Consider the following 16567-nt stretch of genomic DNA (forward strand, 5'->3'; position numbering starts at 1 on the left):
GATACGATGAATGTTCGAGTGAAACAAATAAACCGGCTGTTCATGCTAATTACCGCCCCGTTCATAGGGATGATGATCTGGATGCTGGCCTCCACGCTACACGTCACGGCAGAGGTGGACTGGTCCCCGCCTCCCGAGCCGGCGGGCTGGACGGACAAGAACGAGAAGCTGTACATAAGCTTGGATGAGGCGCAACATACGGCCTCCTTCACGGTAAAAGCCATACAGAAGACGTCGGCCCTGTACCGGCAGACGACCCAGGCGATGAATGATATCGTCAGCACCGCCGGCACGCAGGCGAAGCGTCCGGAGCAAATCTATGACCGTCGCATCTCGGCCAAGCTTGGCACCGTGAAGGAACGAATCGACAGTGACAAGCTGCGGGCCGAATTGTACCGGATTAACCAGCCGACCTATCAGGGCTATGCCATGAAGGTGAAGCTGAAGGATCCGTCCGCCATGCGCCTGACGTTGGGCAAGGACAAATACGGCGGGTCCGAGACGACCATGCAGGCCGTCAAGCGCTACGGCGCCGTCGCCGGAATCAATGCCGGCGGGTTCGCGGACGGGAAGGGCAACCGCTATCCGCTCGGCACGACGGTCATGGACGGGGAATATGTCCATTCGTTCGAGCCGACCTACAAAGACTTGGCGTTCGTCGGACTCGATGCCGGCGGGAAGCTGATCGGCGGCAAATTTTCGGAAAAGCAGCAATTGGATACATTGAAGCCGCAGCATGGGGCTACCTTCGTGCCGGCGCTGCTTAAGAACGGCCGCAAGCTGGCGATACCGCAGAAATGGCAATCTTCCCGGGCTCCGCGCACCGTTATCGGCAATTATAAGGATGATCAATTATTAATCCTCGTCGCGGATGGGTATGATGAGAAGGGAAGCTCCGGCGCCAAGCTGGAGGAGCTGCAGGCGAAGCTGTCGAACCTTGGCGTCATCGATGCCTACAATCTCGATGGCGGTGGCTCCTCGTCGCTTATCTTCAACGGCCGGGTGGTCAACAACCCGTCGGACGGAGAGCTTCGGGCGTTGCCGACTCACTTTTTATTTTTCAAATAAAATGGTATAGCAGCAACGGGCCCAAATAAACCTGCTAGAGTACCATAGAATGCGTTCGTCGCGCCGTGAGGTTTTTCACGTTTATCATTTCCTTTTTGGCATGTCTTGGTTATAATGAGATTAGATCAATGGAGGTGGGCGTACCATGACGATGACGTTCTGGATTATCGTGCTCGTGATGGCCATGTTCTTGACAGCTATCTTAACGGCAGGTTATAACGACGATAAGACCACAGGCTTATAAAGGCGAAGAAGCTTCCCGGACACTGGGGAGCTTTTTCTGTAGCTGGGTCAAGCTGTCCACTGGTTAGCGAAAGCCACAGAAAAGCCGCGGCATTTCCAGCCGCGGCTTCGTTCGTTCGACAGAATCTAGCTCGCTTTGAGCCCATTTTCATACGAGTTAATTTCAAAAGTAATAATTTTATCATAGATAATGACATCCTTGCGCTGCTTGAACGGGCCTTTATTATTGCCGTGCTTATCGATAGTGAACGTGACTGGTCCCGTTCCGCCGGCCCGGCCTTCATACCAGCTGATGAACGCGTTGACTTCTTGCATGGACAAGTCGTATTCTTTGTCCGCCCCGTTAATCAGCGTAATCCGGAGCAGAGCCCGATCCCCCGTACCGCCGGGTTCTCCTGGCTCTCCCGGTTCACCCGGTTGACCTGGTTCTCCAGGTCCCGGCCCCGGATTGTTCCCCGCCTGCGGCGTAACGGCTACTTCATTGGATGCCGCGAACTCCTCAGCTTCATATAAAGCCGTGACGACATAATAGTAGACGGTTCCGTTCATAACACTTGTATCGATATAATCGTAAGTGCTCGATGTAACGGTAGCAAGCGTTGCGTATGGACCTCCCATCGTATCAGAGCGTTTCACGTTGTAGCCTGTTGCCTCATTGATCGTATTCCAGCTTAACGTGACACTCGCGTCTCCTGCCGTTCCGTTCAAGAGAATCGGTTCCGCCGGAGGCACTCCGGCCGTCTTCCCGAACACGTTCCACTCGGCAACCGTGGAATACGATCCGGTGGACTTCAGTACCACCGTAGCCACATTCTGAACGGGCTCCGGCAGTGTCTCCACGCTATCGTTAGCGACTGGCTTATAAGAGAGCAAAAGATTGTTGCCCGCATCGTAGAATTCGACTACCGCATTACTGCCGGAATATCTATTCACAATGACGGCCGAGATTTCCGTTGGACGGGTAAAGGTGTGCCAGACGAATTTTCCAGGCGTCACATCATAGCGCGAAGATACATTATTATCCGTTAATATCCGCACGGATTCGGTCGGATTTGCCAGTGAAGCTCCTGCCTTGAGCGTCAGACCGTCCAGCAGACCGCCGGTGTACTTCGTAGCGTTCGGTCTCATGCTCTTCTCGCCGGAGTGGGCGCTCTCTCCTGCTTCGTTAAGCGCGCTTACGACATAGTAGTATGTGGTGCCGTTGGTTACGGCCTTATCCGTATAAGCAGTGCCCTTTACATTCGAAGCGAGCATCGCATATGGGCCCCCGGGTGAGGTTGCCCGCTTGACATGGTATGCCTTCGCCCCTGTCGAGCCCCATTCGAGCGTTACCGTCTGGTCGCCTCCGTACACCCAGTTGATGGCCGGCACGGAAGGCGGAAAAGAAGGCGTGGCGAACAAGTTCCATTCCGCAATCGTAGAATAGGAGCCCGTCGATTTCAGTACCGCTGTCTTCACATTTTTGACGGGAACAGGCAACGATTCAATTCCATCGTTGGCGACGGGGTTATAGGAGAACAGCAATTGATTGTTCGCGTCATAGAACTCGATCACCGCGCCACTGCCGGAATAGCGATTGATGATGACGGCGGAGATTTCCAATGGTTCGGAAAAAGAGTGCCAGACGAATTTGCCAGCGTTCACATCATAGCGTGATGACGGGTTATTATCGGTCAATATCCGTACGGATTCGGTCGGATTCGCTAGAGATGTACCTGCCTTCAGCGTTAGTCCGTCGAGCAGACCACCAGTGTACTTGGTGGCGTTCGGCCGGATGCTCTTCTCGCCGGAATGGCCGCTCTCTCCGGCCTCGTTCACAGCGCTGACGACATAGTAATACGTAACGCCGTTCGTTACGGCCTTGTCCGTATAAGCAGGTTCCTTCACATTCGCCGCAAGCATGGCGTATGGTCCTCCCGGGGATGTTGCCCGCTTGACATGGTATCCTATTGCCCCCGTCGAGCCCCATTCGAGCCTTACCGTCTTGTCGCCAGCCTGAATCCAATTGATGGCGGGAACGGAAGGAGGCACGGAAGGCGTGGTGAACACGTTCCACTCCGCAATCGTGGAATAGGAGCCGGACGATTTCAATGCTACCGTCTTCACATTCGTGACGGGAACAGGGAGCGATTCAATGCCGTCGTTGACGAGTGGTATATGTGATAAGAGCAGATGGTCATCCGCATCGTAGAATTCGATTACGGCATTACTGCCTGAATAACGATTAACAATTATTGCCGATATTTCCGCCGGTGTGGAAAAAGAGTGCCAGACCGGTTTACCAGCGTTTACATCAAATCTGGTCCCCGCGTTATTATCCGTCAACTGCGTCACCGGACTGCCCGAAGGCTGCCCTATGGCGCTTCCTGTTAGCAGCGGGATTCCGTCCAGCAGGCCGCCTGTATATTTGCTTGCCGCGGCGTTCACGGGTCCGGCATGGATCAAGCTTGCAATCAACGTTAACACGATGCACAACCAGCCGACTTTGTGTAATCTCATCTTTCTGCCCCCTAAAAAATAATTTTTAAGTAATAATATGTAATTCTAGTTCCATTATATAGCATTACGCAGGTTTGAGGTATTGTCTTTTTTATGACTTTTTACAAAAATTATGTAATTATCGTTAATAATCATCATGGAATCTTTATAGAAGGAGTAGCAGATGAACAGATTTTGCAAAAAAATGATATAAAAAAAGAAGCATCTTGCGATGCTTCTTGGCCTAGCTAGCGAACGAGATGCGTCATCTCATTCATGCATGGAGAACATATGTATCGTTCCTTGAATTCAGCGACTCCATCCATGGACCCGCAAAATACGCACTTCGGACGGTAGCGCTCCAGAATAATATGGTCGCCTTGCACCAAAATTTCGACAGGATCCCCCTCGTTCATCTGGTAACGTTTTCTCAATGATTTGGGCAACACAATGCGTCCCAGTTGATCGACTTTACGGACTACTCCGGCAGGTTTCATCTGTTCCACCTCTCTTGTATATACTTCCTCATGATTACCCTTAGAAAACTCTGCTTCTATTACTTCGATACTATATACGAAATTCCTGCTGAAAAATGTCAATCAATTTCGTTTTTATCTATTCTGTTCATCTTATGTCTATATGTCCCTGGCAGGAAAGTATGCCGCATTCCGCTGCTGGCGGGCAATCCAGGCGCACGATGTCTAAGCATAACGTCCCATATTCTCTTCGAAATTTCTGCGACAATAGACTCAGCGGCGAAGACTGTCCCTGCCGGGCGCAGGAACAAGCCTTCCCTCCGCCGCCTATTTGAGCAGGCCGGGAAAATCGAGCTGGCGCAGCGCTTCGTAGACAATGATCGCCGCCGAATTCGACAAATTGAGCGATCGGACCTTGTCGGTCATCGGCATGCGCATGCACGTAGCGCGGTTTGCCTCGATCAGCTCGGGAGGCAGCCCTTTCGTCTCTTTGCCGAAGACCAGGAAGTCGCCGTCCTGGAACGAGAGCTCGCTGTAGCATTTGTCCGCCTTGGTCGTGGCATAAAAAAAACGCGAATCCGCGTATTGATCCAGCACCTCTTGGAACGAATCATGATATTCGATATGGACAGCGTACCAATAATCCAGACCGGCACGCTTCAACGTCGCGTCATCCGTCCGGAAGCCCAGCGGCCGCACAAGATGCAGGTGGGTGCCTGTCGCGGCACAGGTGCGGGCGATGTTGCCGGTATTGGCCGGAATTTCCGGTTCCACAAGCACGATATGCAGTGCCATTCTGTTCACCTCACATTCTGAACTCATTATACAACATCATGCCAAAAATCGCGATTTAACATCCCGTTTACGTTTGTTTAATATAACGCTGACGTTCCCCTTGCATAATAGAAGCAGAATGTAATCGATGGGAGGGAAAGTTATGAAGTCCAAAATACTTGTCGTTGACGATGAGCCATCCATCTCTACCCTCATTGAATATAATCTGAAGCTGGCCGGTTACGAGGTCATGTGTGTCTACGATGGAGAAGCGGTATTCGACGTGCTTCCCGCCTTCCGGCCCGATCTGATCGTGCTGGACCGCATGCTGCCCAAGAGCAGCGGCCTGGAAGTATGCCGCAAGCTGCGCGAGCGGAGCAATATGGTGCCGGTCATCATGCTTACCGCCATGCAGGAGGTCGGAGACAAGATCGACGGGCTGAACAACGGGGCCGACGACTATATGACGAAGCCCTTCTCTCCGCAGGAGCTGATCTCCCGTATTCAGGCGGTCATGCGCCGCATCCGTTCCTTGCCGCTGCATGACGACGGCCAGGTCTATCAGATCGGACCGCTCACCGTCATGGCCGATCAGCGGGAAGTGAAGCTGGACGAGCGCTCCATCGAGCTGACGCCGAAGGAATTCGAGCTGCTCGTCTTCCTGTGCCGGCACCGCGGCAAAGTGCTGAGCCGGCAGCAGCTTCTGCAGGGCGTCTGGGACTATCATTTTCTCGGGGATACCCGTATCGTCGACGTCCATATCAGCCACCTGCGCGACAAGCTCGAAAAGAATGCGCGCAATCCCGAATATATTATGACGATCCGCAACGTCGGCTATAAGCTGACCGAGCCAGCCCGGCGCCACCTCGCCGTGGAAGGATAACCCTCTTCCCCTTTCCTATACCGTTATGGCGTGCCCGCTGTTCTCCGGAACAAGCGGGTTTATCGCGTATCGGATAAAAAATAGCGCGGATCGCTTCGATTCAATCGCGATTATATCCGCGCGGGGAACGCTATAGCTCATATTGATGCGTTGGTTGGCACCCGCAACAGCACTGATAGAGCTGCCGGGCTTGATGCATCGTCACTTGAATTGTCCTGCCATCGTTTCTTTAAATCCAAAAAAATACGTAAATAAAAACCCGCAGCCGTAAGCTGTCAAAATACCTGCTGCATAGCCGAACATTCCATTCAACCCGCCGTCTATAAGCGGAAATAAAGACAAACCGGCGACTCCAATCGATATGGAAGCGACCTGGAAATAGGCGATAACAGCTCCGCCAACGCCTGCCCCTAAGCAAGCCGTCAAAAATGGCCGCCCCAATGGTAAGGTGACACCGTATAACAATGGTTCTCCAATACCTAGAAAGCCTACCGGCAAAGCTCCGAGAATCGCTCGTTTCAAGGTTTTTTTCCTAGTTCTAGCGAGGATGGCTAGTGCAGCCCCCACTTGACCTGCCCCGCCCATAGCCTGAATGGTAAAAAGCGGGTCATTGCCCGTCTGATTAATAAGCTCCAAGTGAAAAGGGAAAAATCCTTGGTGCAATCCGGTTGCTAGCAAAGGCAGGAATGACGCTCCCAGAATAAAGCCGGCTGCAATTCCGCCAACATCTAATAAGCCCATTAATAGCTGCGTGATCCCCTTGGCAATAAATCCTCCTACGGGCATAAAAACGAAATAGGTCAACAACCCGGTAATGAAGAGTGTAGTCGTTGGCGTAACAATAATATCTAAAGAAGCCGGCACTTTTTTTCGGATTTGCTTCTCGATATAGGACATGAGAGCAACCGAGAGAAGAACGCTCACGATTCCCCCGTTGCCTGGAACGAGTTTTTCTCCGAATACAGAAATGTCTGCAATCGCCGGATTAATAATTAGCCCGCCTGCGATCGCACCCAGGACGGGAGTTCCCCCAAATTCTTTTGCCGTGTTAAGACCTACCAAAATAGCTAAATAAGTAAATAAAACGCCCCCAATTGCTTGTAAAATCAAAATAAACGTATGTTGCGTAAAATCGATTCCCAGTGCCGTGTTTAAAATTTGTGGAACCGCTTTCGAAATACCGTTAATTAAGCCGCATGCGACAAGCGCAGGAATAATGGGAACGAATATATTGGCTAACCGGCGAATAAATTGTTGGAGCGGATTCTTATGTTTCTTGCGAAAATTTTCTTTGTTTTGTTTGGAAATTTCTTTAATATCGATATCTTCTTCATTTTCTTCTCCATCATTTTTATAAATTTTATCAAGCTCTTCCCGGACATGATTTACTTTACCCGGCCCGATAATGATTTGAAGAGTATCTTCTTGTACCACTCCTGCCACGCCTTCAAGCTGCTTTAAAGCATCGATATCAACCTTTTCTTCGTCAATTACCTTAATTCTTAACCGGGTCATACAATTAAAAAAGGATTCGATATTGCTCTTACCGCCTACCGTCTTATATATTTCACCAGCTAATTGCTTATATTGATCAGCCATCGGCTTCTCCTCCCTTATAAGCTGTCTTTAAATTCCCTGACGATAGTTCTGCTGTTATCAATTGCTTTAATGGAATCGTGGTAATACGTCGATACATAGGAGAAAAACAAGATGTCCATGACAAGCATTTGTGATATTCGTGATATGGTAGCGGCAGTTCTAAAAATCGGCTCCTCTGTAGAAGTTGAATATAAAGAAACATCGGCCATTTTGGAGAGCGGGTTTTTTGAAAACTTTGTCAATGAAATGACCTGGATTCCTTTGTTTTTTGCTATTTCCGCTAGTCTTGTAACTTCTTTCGTTTCTCCTGAAAAGGAAATCGCGAACAATAAATCATTTTTATCCGCATTGGAGATGACACTTGACAACAAATGAGTGTCAGATAAAGAAGTGGAGTCCTTATTTATTTTGGTCCACTTCTGCATCGCATCTAACGCCACCACATAAGATGCGCCGATGCCATAAAAATGAATCCTTTTTGCTTCGTGCATGAGCCGGATCACTTGTTCACACTTTTTCTCGTCTACTAATTTTTTTGTTTGCTCCAGTATGGAATAGGTATTGTTCGATATTTTAGAAATGATATCGCCGACAGATTCGCCTTTAGACACTTCACGGTACTCAACCGACTCCGGCTCCTTGCTCTCGCTTGCGATTAAAATCTTCAGTTCTTGCCAACCGGATAATCCCATCGCCTTGGATAAACGAACGACGCCGGCGCTGCTTGATTGCGTCGCTTCCCCAACCTCTTTCGCGGTCATATGAATCACTTCTTCGGGATGATTAATGATGTAGTCCGCTATTTTTCTTTCAGAAGGGGAAAACTGGTGCAAAATTTGTTTAATTAACGTAATACCGCCATATCCCACAATTATTCGGCTCCTTCCTCCAGCGCCTTTCGAATATGCCCTGCATGCTTTTCTAAATATTTACTGGCTTCCTCATAAGTTACTTGTTTCTTGTGCATGACAATCGCAGCTTTCACTTCGCCGTTGGCTTGTTCAAAAATCTGTTGTGCTTTCTCTTTGGACAACCCTGTAATCGTTTGAATAATCCCGATCGCTCGATGACGCAGTTTTTCGTTGCTGACATGAACGTCGACCATTAAATTCTCATACACTTTTCCAAGCTGAATCATCGTACCCGTTGAAATCATATTCAACACCATTTTATGTGCCGTTGCTGCTTTCATCCTTGTCGAACCGGTTAACACCTCGGGACCTGTCTCTGTCTCAATCCGGATATTTGCTGTATCACCAGCGATTGAATTCGAATTGGCTGTCAGCGCAATCGTTAAGGCCCCAATTTCATTGGCATACGCAAGAGCTGCCAACACATAAGGGGTTCTGCCGCTTGCTGTAATGCCAATCACGCTATCCTCCGGCTTGAGATCGATTTGTTTCAAATCTTCTACGGCAGCATCTTCACAGTCTTCCGCTCCTTCCCCGGCTCGAACAAATGCATTCTTCCCTCCGGCAATAATACCGATGACCTCATCATAAGAAGCGCTAAAGGTTGGAGGACATTCAACGGAATCAATAATTCCCAGTCTTCCGCTTGTTCCCGCTCCAATATAGATTAGGCGGCCGCCTTTTTTTCTTCGTTTCACGATTTCCTCTATGGCCATAGCGATATTTCCCAGCTCTTTCTCAACAGATAAAGCCACTTTTTTATCTTCTTCATTGATTAACTTGACGATTTCAATGGGATGTAAAGAATCCAGATTCATCGTTTTTTCATTTCGCATTTCCGTACATAATCGATCAAGATGTGTCAAAATTTCACCCTCCCAGCGCGGAAATAATATTTCGTGTTTAATTAATATTTCCGTTATTACGTTTAATAAGGAAATAATAATTCATAAACATTTAAATGTCAACAAGATATTCCTTCCCTATAGTCCCACTTCCCCGTAGCGCGCCTAATTCCTCGCTTTTCCTTTCCATCAGGCATAAGACATAAATCGACAAAAAATCCTGAAAGTTCAGGATGATCGAGGGATTGATTCGACAAAAGCGCTGCTTCATCTATCCGGCCTGGTACTATGGGAATCTCTCAAAATGGTTTCATATGTTTATATGAAATCAGACTAATGATCGATAGAATTAAATCGCTTATATCTTTACACTAGTGTCAATACCTAACAAAGGAGTTGACACCAATGGCAAGACAAATCGGCAGCACTCTGCTGTCCAAAGTATCCCCGCTGTTCACCGCATTCGGGCTTATCGTGCTCGGACTGGCTGCAAGCGCCATCTTCGCGGACAGCGCATCGGCCCACGGCTACATCGAATCTCCGGCCAGCCGTGCCTATCAGTGCAAGCTGGGCATGAACACCAATTGCGGACAGGTTCAGTATGAACCGCAAAGTGTGGAAGCCAAAGGCAACTTCCCGGTAAGCGGACCGGCGGACGGCCATATTGCCGGCGGCGGCATCTTCGCCCCGCTGGATGAGCAGTCGGCCGATCGGTGGAACAAGGTCAAAATGCAAGGCGGAACGAATACGTTCCAATGGCATCTGACCGCACCGCATGCGACATCGGAATGGAAATACTATATTACGAAAAAAGACTGGGATCCGAATAAACCGCTCACTCGCGCGGATCTGGATCCGGTACCGTTCTGCACGATTCAGGACGGCGGCAAAAAACCGCCGGCAACCGTCACGCATGAATGCAGCGTGCCGACTGATCGCAGCGGCTATCATCTGATTCTCGGCGTCTGGGAGATCGCGGACACCGGCAATGCGTTCTATCAAGTGATTGACGTCGATCTGGTCAATGACGGTTCGGAAATCGAGCTGCCGGCAGCGCCGGGCCAGCTCGCGGCTTCAGCGCGGACCGAGACGTCGATTACACTGTCCTGGACCTCTTCTTCTTCGGTGAACGGAATAAAGGCATATGAAGTATTCCGTAACGGCGCTTCTGTGGGACAGACGACCGGAACATCGTATCGCGATGCCGGACTGACTCCGGATACAACCTATACGTATACCGTTCGGGCCATCGATCGGGCCGGCAATCTCTCCCCATTGTCTGCGCCGCTCGTTGCTGCGACGCTGCCGCAGGACAATAACGGCGGAGGCAGTGAAGGCGGGAACGGCGGGGAAGAAGGCGGCACCGAGCCTCCACAGACCGGCGATACGACCTGGAAGTCCGACGCTATCTACACCCGCGGCGACCGCGTACTCTACGATGGCTTGGAATACGAAGCCCAATATTGGACGCAGAACAATCGGCCTGACGTATCGGAGGCGTGGAAGCTGGTCAGCAACGTCATCCTCGATTGGAGCAAGGATAGAGCCTACACCGGCGGAGACAAGGTGAAGCATAACGGCGCTGTCTACCAGGCACGCTGGTGGACCCGCGGCGAGGAGCCGGGCGGCGCCGATGTGTGGCAGGCGGTGAAGTAGACATCCAGAGAGCCCGTTCAAGGCGATGCTTTGAACGGGCTCTTTTGGCTTATTGCATGATAAGCGAACATCGCGAGTACCTTGCGCTACACACAACGCCCCGCGAGCAAACCTCGCGGGGCGTCATTAACGTATAGTTTATCCGTTCTTCTGTTGGAATTGCTTCATGAACTGCGCCAACGCCTCGCAGCTCGCATAAGGCACCGCATTGTAGATCGAGGCGCGCAGGCCGCCGACGCTGCGGTGTCCCTTCAGACCGACGAAGCCCGCTTCCCCGGCTTCCTTGATGAACGCCTTCTCCAGCTCCTCATCCGCGAGCCGGAAGGTGACGTTCATTATCGAGCGGCTGTCACGCGCCGCGCAGCCGCGGTAGAAATCGCCGCTGTTGTCGATGACGCCGTACAGCAGCTCCGCCTTCGCCTGATTGTCCCGCTCGACCTGCTGCAACCCGCCGCGTTCCTTGATCCATTGCAGCACCAGGTTCACCATATAGATGGAGAAGGAGGATGGCGTATTATATAAGGAATTATTTTTATAATGAATGCTGTAACGAAGCATGGACGGAATCGTCGCAGGGCTGTTCGCCAGCAGCTCTTCCTTGGCGATGGCGACCGTAACGCCGGACGGACCGAGATTTTTCTGCGCGCCCGCGTAGATCATCCCGAACTTCGACACATCGATTGGACGGCACAAAATGTCGCTCGACATATCGGCGATAAGAGGCACCGCGCCTGTATCCGGGTAAGCGGCGAACTGCGTTCCCCCAATCGTCTCATTGGAAGTCAGGTGAACATAGGCGGCATTCGCCGGAACGATAATCTCCTCCGGTGCCGGCATGCGCATGAAGCCGTCGGATTCGGTCGAGGCGATGACGCGGGTCTCGCCGATAAGCTCCGCTTCCTTGATCGCCTTGCTGGCCCAGCTTCCGGTATGAACGTAAGCGCCCACCTTGCCATCGGCGAGCAGGTTCATCGGCACCATAGCGAACTGCGTACTCGCCCCTCCCTGCAAGAACAACACGTCGTAGCCTTCCGGAATATGAAGCAGTTCCTTCAATAATTGCTTGGCTTCATTGTGAACCTGTTCGTAGACGGCGCCGCGATGCGACATTTCCATGATGGACATGCCATGGCCCCGGAAATCGATGAATTCGGACTGAGCCCGCTCCAATACTTCCAATGGCAAAGCTGCCGGACCGGCATTGAAATTGTACGCGCGTTGATGTTGTTCCATCCGTTTCTCCCACCTTCGTGTTCTTGTCTATCAATATTTTATCGATAATCATAGCAGTAATTGAAGTTCGCTTCAAGGAGGTAACGCAAAAAAGTCTGTGCTCATCAGGCATGCTGCGCCATTAAAAACCCCCGCATCCTTCAGGCTGTTGAGAAAGTCCAAAGGATTATTGGGCACTTTATCAGGACTTGTCTCTCAGAGAAAAATTTTATCTGATCGAAGTGCCTGAAAACTGTACAATGAAATGTCTATCCGATAGGCGAAGTCCTCAAAACTGCACGGTTTCTCAAGACACGTTGATTCGGTAGGCAAAATCCTGCACAAATACAGCAATTCGGTAGGGACGACTTCACCAGAAAGGGAATCTTGTAAAACTGCAGCAATTTCACCCGTTTCTCTTCGACTTAGCTCAAAAGGGCCTAAAATGATGTAGCTGTGCAGCAATTCCTCGAAATGTGGACTCATTGAGCCGAAATTCCTGTAAAATAGCAGCAATTCCCTCCACACGTGAAAACCCCAGGAGATTATGATGTCTCCAGAAGGCGCTGACGCTCTGAATGCCAAGTTTCGATTAGGTACTCACCCCTCCGAAAAAAAAAGGGGGTTTCCAACAGCCTGATCCTTCCTGGACACGGGGACTGTACGGCCGTTCACTCGGCCTATTATTGCATCTGAGCGCGCTGCAGCAGATCCTGCATCGGGCGAAGATCGCGCGTCGCGTCATAAGGATAGCGGTTCAACACTTGCAGCAGCAGCTCGCGCAGGCGCTCCGGCTTCTTCAAGCGCGGGAGCAATTGCTCCATCAGGCCGATGAGCCGCTTATATTCCTGGATATGATCCGGCGCGTACACCTCGAACTCGTAGATGGAGTATCCGAAGACCGTCGCCCGCTTCACGCCCTGGAATTTGACATAGCGCGCCGTCTTCGTATCGAAGGTCACGATGTCCAATTTCCCTTGGGACGTAATTACTCCTCCATCGCCGGATACATTCGTCCAGTTCTTTTGGTCATCGGAGACGAGAAGCTGATACTTCTCCGCGCCCGCCTGCCACTTAATAATGACTTTATTGATCTCTGTCGGCTGGCCCAAGTCTACAAGGAGCCAGGCGTCATCCACATAGGCACTGGACCATCTGGAGTTGATCGAGACGACTCCGTCTACCGCCATATCTGCCGAATAATACGGGAACTCGGTTGCGGAGGACTCGGCCGCTTGATGGAGCGCCTTATTGTCCGCATAGAGCAGCTCAATCGGCTTATTGTACATCATGACATTGTCAAGCACCCCCCGGAACGCATTCGTCTCGCTGCCAATGCGAAGCGCCGGGAGCACGAGCGTATGCAGACGAGGGTACGCATTCTCAAGCCGCTCCACGTACTCATCCACATTGACGAACAGCGTTACGCCCTTATTGTCGCCTTTCAGTAAAATATGTGTCCACTTGTCTTCCGGCACAACATAATCGAACGTGCTGTCATAATGCTCCTTCGTGAACCCGAGCTTGCCTGTCTTGCCCTGCTTGAGCTTCAGCGTTCCGGCCGGAGACTCCATCAGGATCGCATCATCCGGGTTCCCCCGATCCGGCCTCACCCACATCGAGAGCGTCCAGCCGAACCCCAAAGCTTCTATCGGCGTTTCGATATAGCTGGTTCCGCCCTTCAAGCGCACTCCCTGCTCGTATTTCCCTTCCGCCACCTCCACATTGACCCCTTTCCCGTCGAAGCCGTTGCCCGAACTGTCCTTGAACTGGTCCTCGAACAGGTATTGAATAACCTGGTTCTCCCCGTTATCGACCTGAAGCTTGTGGGACAAATTCGCCTTCGGCGCGTCCCCGATCGCCTCCGCCCGCTTCATATAGCGATCGAAAGATCGGTCGTCCCGCGTGCCGGTCCACATTTTCTCCGCGACGACCTGGATTCCGGGCAGCATCCGCTCATGCGAGTCGTCCATCGACAGCCCGTTGGCGTCCGACACATCGTTCCACAAGGCGAACATCCCGCCCTTGACCTGCGGATGCCCGAACGGCAGCGTCGTATTCTCCCACTTGATCGGCTCCCATTCATTGTATAGGAACTGGGAATTCAAATAGTCTCCATATAGGGTAGGCACGATATACATATAAATATTTTGGACGTTCAGCACGTCATATCCGAGATCGGCCGCCTGCTGCGGCGCCCCGTACGGCTCATACCAGATATCCATCGTCGCTTCATTGCTGATCGGCGTCGTCCCGTTGTATTGCGTCAATCCGCCCCATAGATGCGGGTGCTTGCCTTTGTCGTTGATATGCTTAACAAGCGTATCCATGTACCAACGGAAGCGCTCCACATCCGGGCCCCAATATTCATCAGTGCCGATATGCACTTCCGGACCGACGAAGGTCGGATCGCTTCCATCCAAATATTCGTTGAACAGATTTTTCACGAACTCCACGGTTTCCGGCTTGGAAATGTCGAGGGCGTGATCATTCCCCAGCCCGGGATTATAGGAAGTGAAGGCGCGGGAATGCCCGGGCGTGTCAATCTCCGGGATGACGTTGACTCCGTAATCCATGCCCAGAAGCTGGAGCTCCTTGAATTCCTGCTTCGTATAATGCCCGTTCGGGCTGGCCAATCCTGGATACGTAGTGCTTTCCAGCCGGTACGCCGCCCTCGTTCCGTCCGCGAACGGGGTGCCGACATCATCGTTCAAATGAATTTGGAACATGTTCATTTTGTACCAGGACAGCAGCTTCACATAGCTTCTCAGGAAATCGATCGTGTAAAATTTGCGCGCCACGTCGATCATGAGGCCCCGCTTCTCATACTTCGGATAATCTCTCGCTTCTCCGCGGGGTATCGTTAGGTCGGGATGCTGCTTCAGGATCTGAAGCGCGGTTCTCGTGCCGAAGAACGCCCCTGTCCCCGAAGACGAGATGATCGACACGTATTCGCCGGCCTGAAAAAGGTTGCCTTCTTCGCCCAGCCAATCTAACGACGGATCCAGCGACAAGTACAGATCGCCCGTCTGCGGCTGGCCATACACAATCTCAAGCTCATATCCCGTCAGATCCGCCACATGCTCACGCGTCAGCTCCGCCGCCTTGCACAGCACCGCTTCGTCTTGCGGGCGAACGACAATGCGCGACGACGACGTCAACGTATAATTCCCCGACCCGCCATACCATTCCCGTAAGGACGGGATGACATCCGGCTCCGCATTGCGATCCGGGGTCTGCTTGTATTGACCCGGGACCGTAACCGCAATATTATCCGACAGCACCTTCCGGTTCGGATCGCTCAGATCCTCCACCTGCACAATCACATTCACTTTGGCATCGACCAATGGCGTGCGGATATGACCTTCGCGATCGATGACCGGCAGCCGATCGCTGCCATACACGCTGGCGCGGTACCCTTCCGGCACTTCGGCCGCGGACCAATCCAGTTCGGTCTGTCCGGCCTGCACCGTCAACGTCGCCGCGATCCGGTCTGCGATAGATTGCAAGTCATCCAATTGGTACACCTCGAATTCATAGAAGGAGTAGCCGTACAGGATGCCTTCGACAGGCGCCCGCTTCACACCCTGGAACTTCACATATCTCGCTTCAAGCGGCGCGAAATCGATAACCTCGGTGCCTCCCTTGCATTGGATGATGCCGTCGCCTTCCCTCACATTCGCCCACTGCTCGCCGTCATTCGATACAAGGATCTTGTATGTATCGGCTGGCGTCTGCCAGCGGATGACAACGCGATCGAGCGCGGTCCGTTCTCCCAGATCGACATAGTACCATTGATCATCCTGCTTGGCGGAAGACCATCTCGTATTGGCCTTCCCGTCCACGGCCAGATCCGGGGTCAAGTAATCGACCTCATTGCCCGACGAGTAAGCTGGCTTGTTCAGGGCGAGATTCTTCCCGCCGAATGCGGCCGGGAGCAAGCGATCCTCGCTTTCATCCGGGGAAGGATCATTCGGGAATGCGCTTCCATTTTTATCATAGACGGCCTCCGTCACGCTCTCCCTTTCCGGCTCGGCGCCGACTGCCTGCGCGTCCGGCCCTTCCGCCGCTACTGTCGCCTGCCCGTTCTGTTGGACGTAGGCATGTGCAGGCGGAATGCCGGGCAGAACGCTCGCCGTCGCCAATACGATACTAAGCATCCATCCAAGCGCTTTTTTGTTCATCGTTTTCTTCATCTCCCTCCCTATCATCGTGGATTATTCCGTATGCGTTAACGCCATTTTCTACGTTTATCACCTCCTTTTTTCCAATCCTAACCTGTTCAACATCACGCCGCAACCAAAAATAAGCATAAGTAAAGAGATGTATATTCCTCGCTCCGTACTGCCGCGTTAGCAGGAGAAGATATCACTTCCGCTATAGTGATTGGCGCTACCACAATCCATGATCAGCAAAAAGGCA

General features: G+C 51.7%; 11 protein-coding genes. 3 read left to right on the plus strand and 8 right to left on the minus strand.

What is annotated here, in order from left to right:
- Positions 1-6 precede the first annotated feature (6 nt).
- Positions 7-1068 carry a phosphodiester glycosidase family protein gene (locus tag FLT43_RS09330; protein WP_087445143.1) on the plus strand — a complete coding sequence of 354 codons (1062 nt, stop codon included), beginning with the start codon at positions 7-9 and terminating at the stop codon, positions 1066-1068.
- Positions 1069-1437: 369 nt separating this feature from the next.
- On the opposite strand, the gene FLT43_RS09335 is transcribed toward FLT43_RS09330, so the two are convergent.
- The 3 genes from FLT43_RS09335 to trmL form a co-directional block, all read right to left on the minus strand.
- Entirely contained in the window at positions 1438-3810 is a 2373-nt protein-coding gene (locus FLT43_RS09335; protein WP_087445142.1) for a fibronectin type III domain-containing protein, read from the minus strand.
- A gap of 227 nt (positions 3811-4037) precedes the next feature.
- Positions 4038-4286 (minus strand): AbrB/MazE/SpoVT family DNA-binding domain-containing protein, encoded by a 249-nt coding sequence (locus FLT43_RS09340; RefSeq protein WP_006676399.1) that lies wholly within the window; start codon positions 4284-4286, stop codon positions 4038-4040.
- Between the two features lie 306 nt (positions 4287-4592).
- On the minus strand, positions 4593-5060 hold the full coding sequence (gene trmL / locus FLT43_RS09345) for a tRNA (uridine(34)/cytosine(34)/5-carboxymethylaminomethyluridine(34)-2'-O)-methyltransferase TrmL (RefSeq protein WP_087445141.1): 468 nt from the start codon (positions 5058-5060) through the stop codon (positions 4593-4595).
- Between the two features lie 142 nt (positions 5061-5202).
- On the opposite strand from trmL, the gene FLT43_RS09350 reads away from it, so the two are divergent.
- On the plus strand, positions 5203-5922 hold the full coding sequence (locus FLT43_RS09350; RefSeq protein ID WP_087445446.1) for a response regulator transcription factor: 720 nt from the start codon (positions 5203-5205) through the stop codon (positions 5920-5922).
- Positions 5923-6123: 201 nt separating this feature from the next.
- On the opposite strand, the gene FLT43_RS09355 is transcribed toward FLT43_RS09350, so the two are convergent.
- Genes FLT43_RS09355 through murQ form a run of 3 tightly spaced genes read right to left on the minus strand, consistent with a single transcriptional unit; the run spans position 6124 to position 9298 of the window.
- Positions 6124-7521 carry a PTS transporter subunit EIIC gene (locus FLT43_RS09355; RefSeq protein ID WP_087445140.1) on the minus strand — a complete coding sequence of 466 codons (1398 nt, stop codon included), beginning with the start codon at positions 7519-7521 and terminating at the stop codon, positions 6124-6126.
- 14 nt (positions 7522-7535) lie between these two features.
- On the minus strand, positions 7536-8390 hold the full coding sequence (locus FLT43_RS09360; RefSeq protein WP_087445139.1) for a MurR/RpiR family transcriptional regulator: 855 nt from the start codon (positions 8388-8390) through the stop codon (positions 7536-7538).
- Positions 8391-8392: 2 nt separating this feature from the next.
- A complete protein-coding gene (gene murQ, locus FLT43_RS09365; protein WP_087445138.1) occupies positions 8393-9298 on the minus strand; it encodes an N-acetylmuramic acid 6-phosphate etherase in 906 nt (301 codons plus the stop codon).
- Positions 9299-9682: 384 nt separating this feature from the next.
- Here murQ and FLT43_RS09370 point away from each other — a divergent pair, with 384 nt between their 5' ends.
- Entirely contained in the window at positions 9683-10933 is a 1251-nt protein-coding gene (locus FLT43_RS09370; protein ID WP_087445137.1) for a lytic polysaccharide monooxygenase, read from the plus strand.
- Positions 10934-11071: 138 nt separating this feature from the next.
- Here FLT43_RS09370 and serC read toward each other — a convergent pair whose 3' ends face one another.
- Together serC and FLT43_RS09380 are read right to left on the minus strand one after the other, a co-directional pair.
- Positions 11072-12166: a 3-phosphoserine/phosphohydroxythreonine transaminase gene (gene serC, locus FLT43_RS09375; protein WP_087445136.1), complete on the minus strand. Its 1095-nt coding sequence runs from the start codon at positions 12164-12166 to the stop codon at positions 11072-11074.
- A gap of 662 nt (positions 12167-12828) precedes the next feature.
- Positions 12829-16341 (minus strand): discoidin domain-containing protein, encoded by a 3513-nt coding sequence (locus FLT43_RS09380; RefSeq protein ID WP_087445135.1) that lies wholly within the window; start codon positions 16339-16341, stop codon positions 12829-12831.
- Positions 16342-16567 lie beyond the last annotated feature (226 nt).

Source organism: Paenibacillus thiaminolyticus (genome assembly GCF_007066085.1).
Lineage (GTDB): Bacteria > Bacillota > Bacilli > Paenibacillales > Paenibacillaceae > Paenibacillus_B > Paenibacillus_B thiaminolyticus.

Bases quoted from the DNA above. Each gene is read 5' to 3' on its own strand.
- FLT43_RS09350 (WP_087445446.1), top strand. From the start codon at position 5,203: ATGAAGTCCAAAATACTTGTCGTTGACGATGAGCCATCCATCTCTACC.
- FLT43_RS09355 (WP_087445140.1), bottom strand. From the start codon at position 7,521: ATGGCTGATCAATATAAGCAATTAGCTGGTGAAATATATAAGACGGTA.
- FLT43_RS09330 (WP_087445143.1), top strand. From the start codon at position 7: ATGAATGTTCGAGTGAAACAAATAAACCGGCTGTTCATGCTAATTACC.
- FLT43_RS09340 (WP_006676399.1), bottom strand. From the start codon at position 4,286: ATGAAACCTGCCGGAGTAGTCCGTAAAGTCGATCAACTGGGACGCATT.
- FLT43_RS09370 (WP_087445137.1), top strand. From the start codon at position 9,683: ATGGCAAGACAAATCGGCAGCACTCTGCTGTCCAAAGTATCCCCGCTG.
- FLT43_RS09335 (WP_087445142.1), bottom strand. From the start codon at position 3,810: ATGAGATTACACAAAGTCGGCTGGTTGTGCATCGTGTTAACGTTGATT.
- trmL (WP_087445141.1), bottom strand. From the start codon at position 5,060: ATGGCACTGCATATCGTGCTTGTGGAACCGGAAATTCCGGCCAATACC.
- serC (WP_087445136.1), bottom strand. From the start codon at position 12,166: ATGGAACAACATCAACGCGCGTACAATTTCAATGCCGGTCCGGCAGCT.
- FLT43_RS09380 (WP_087445135.1), bottom strand. From the start codon at position 16,341: ATGAAGAAAACGATGAACAAAAAAGCGCTTGGATGGATGCTTAGTATC.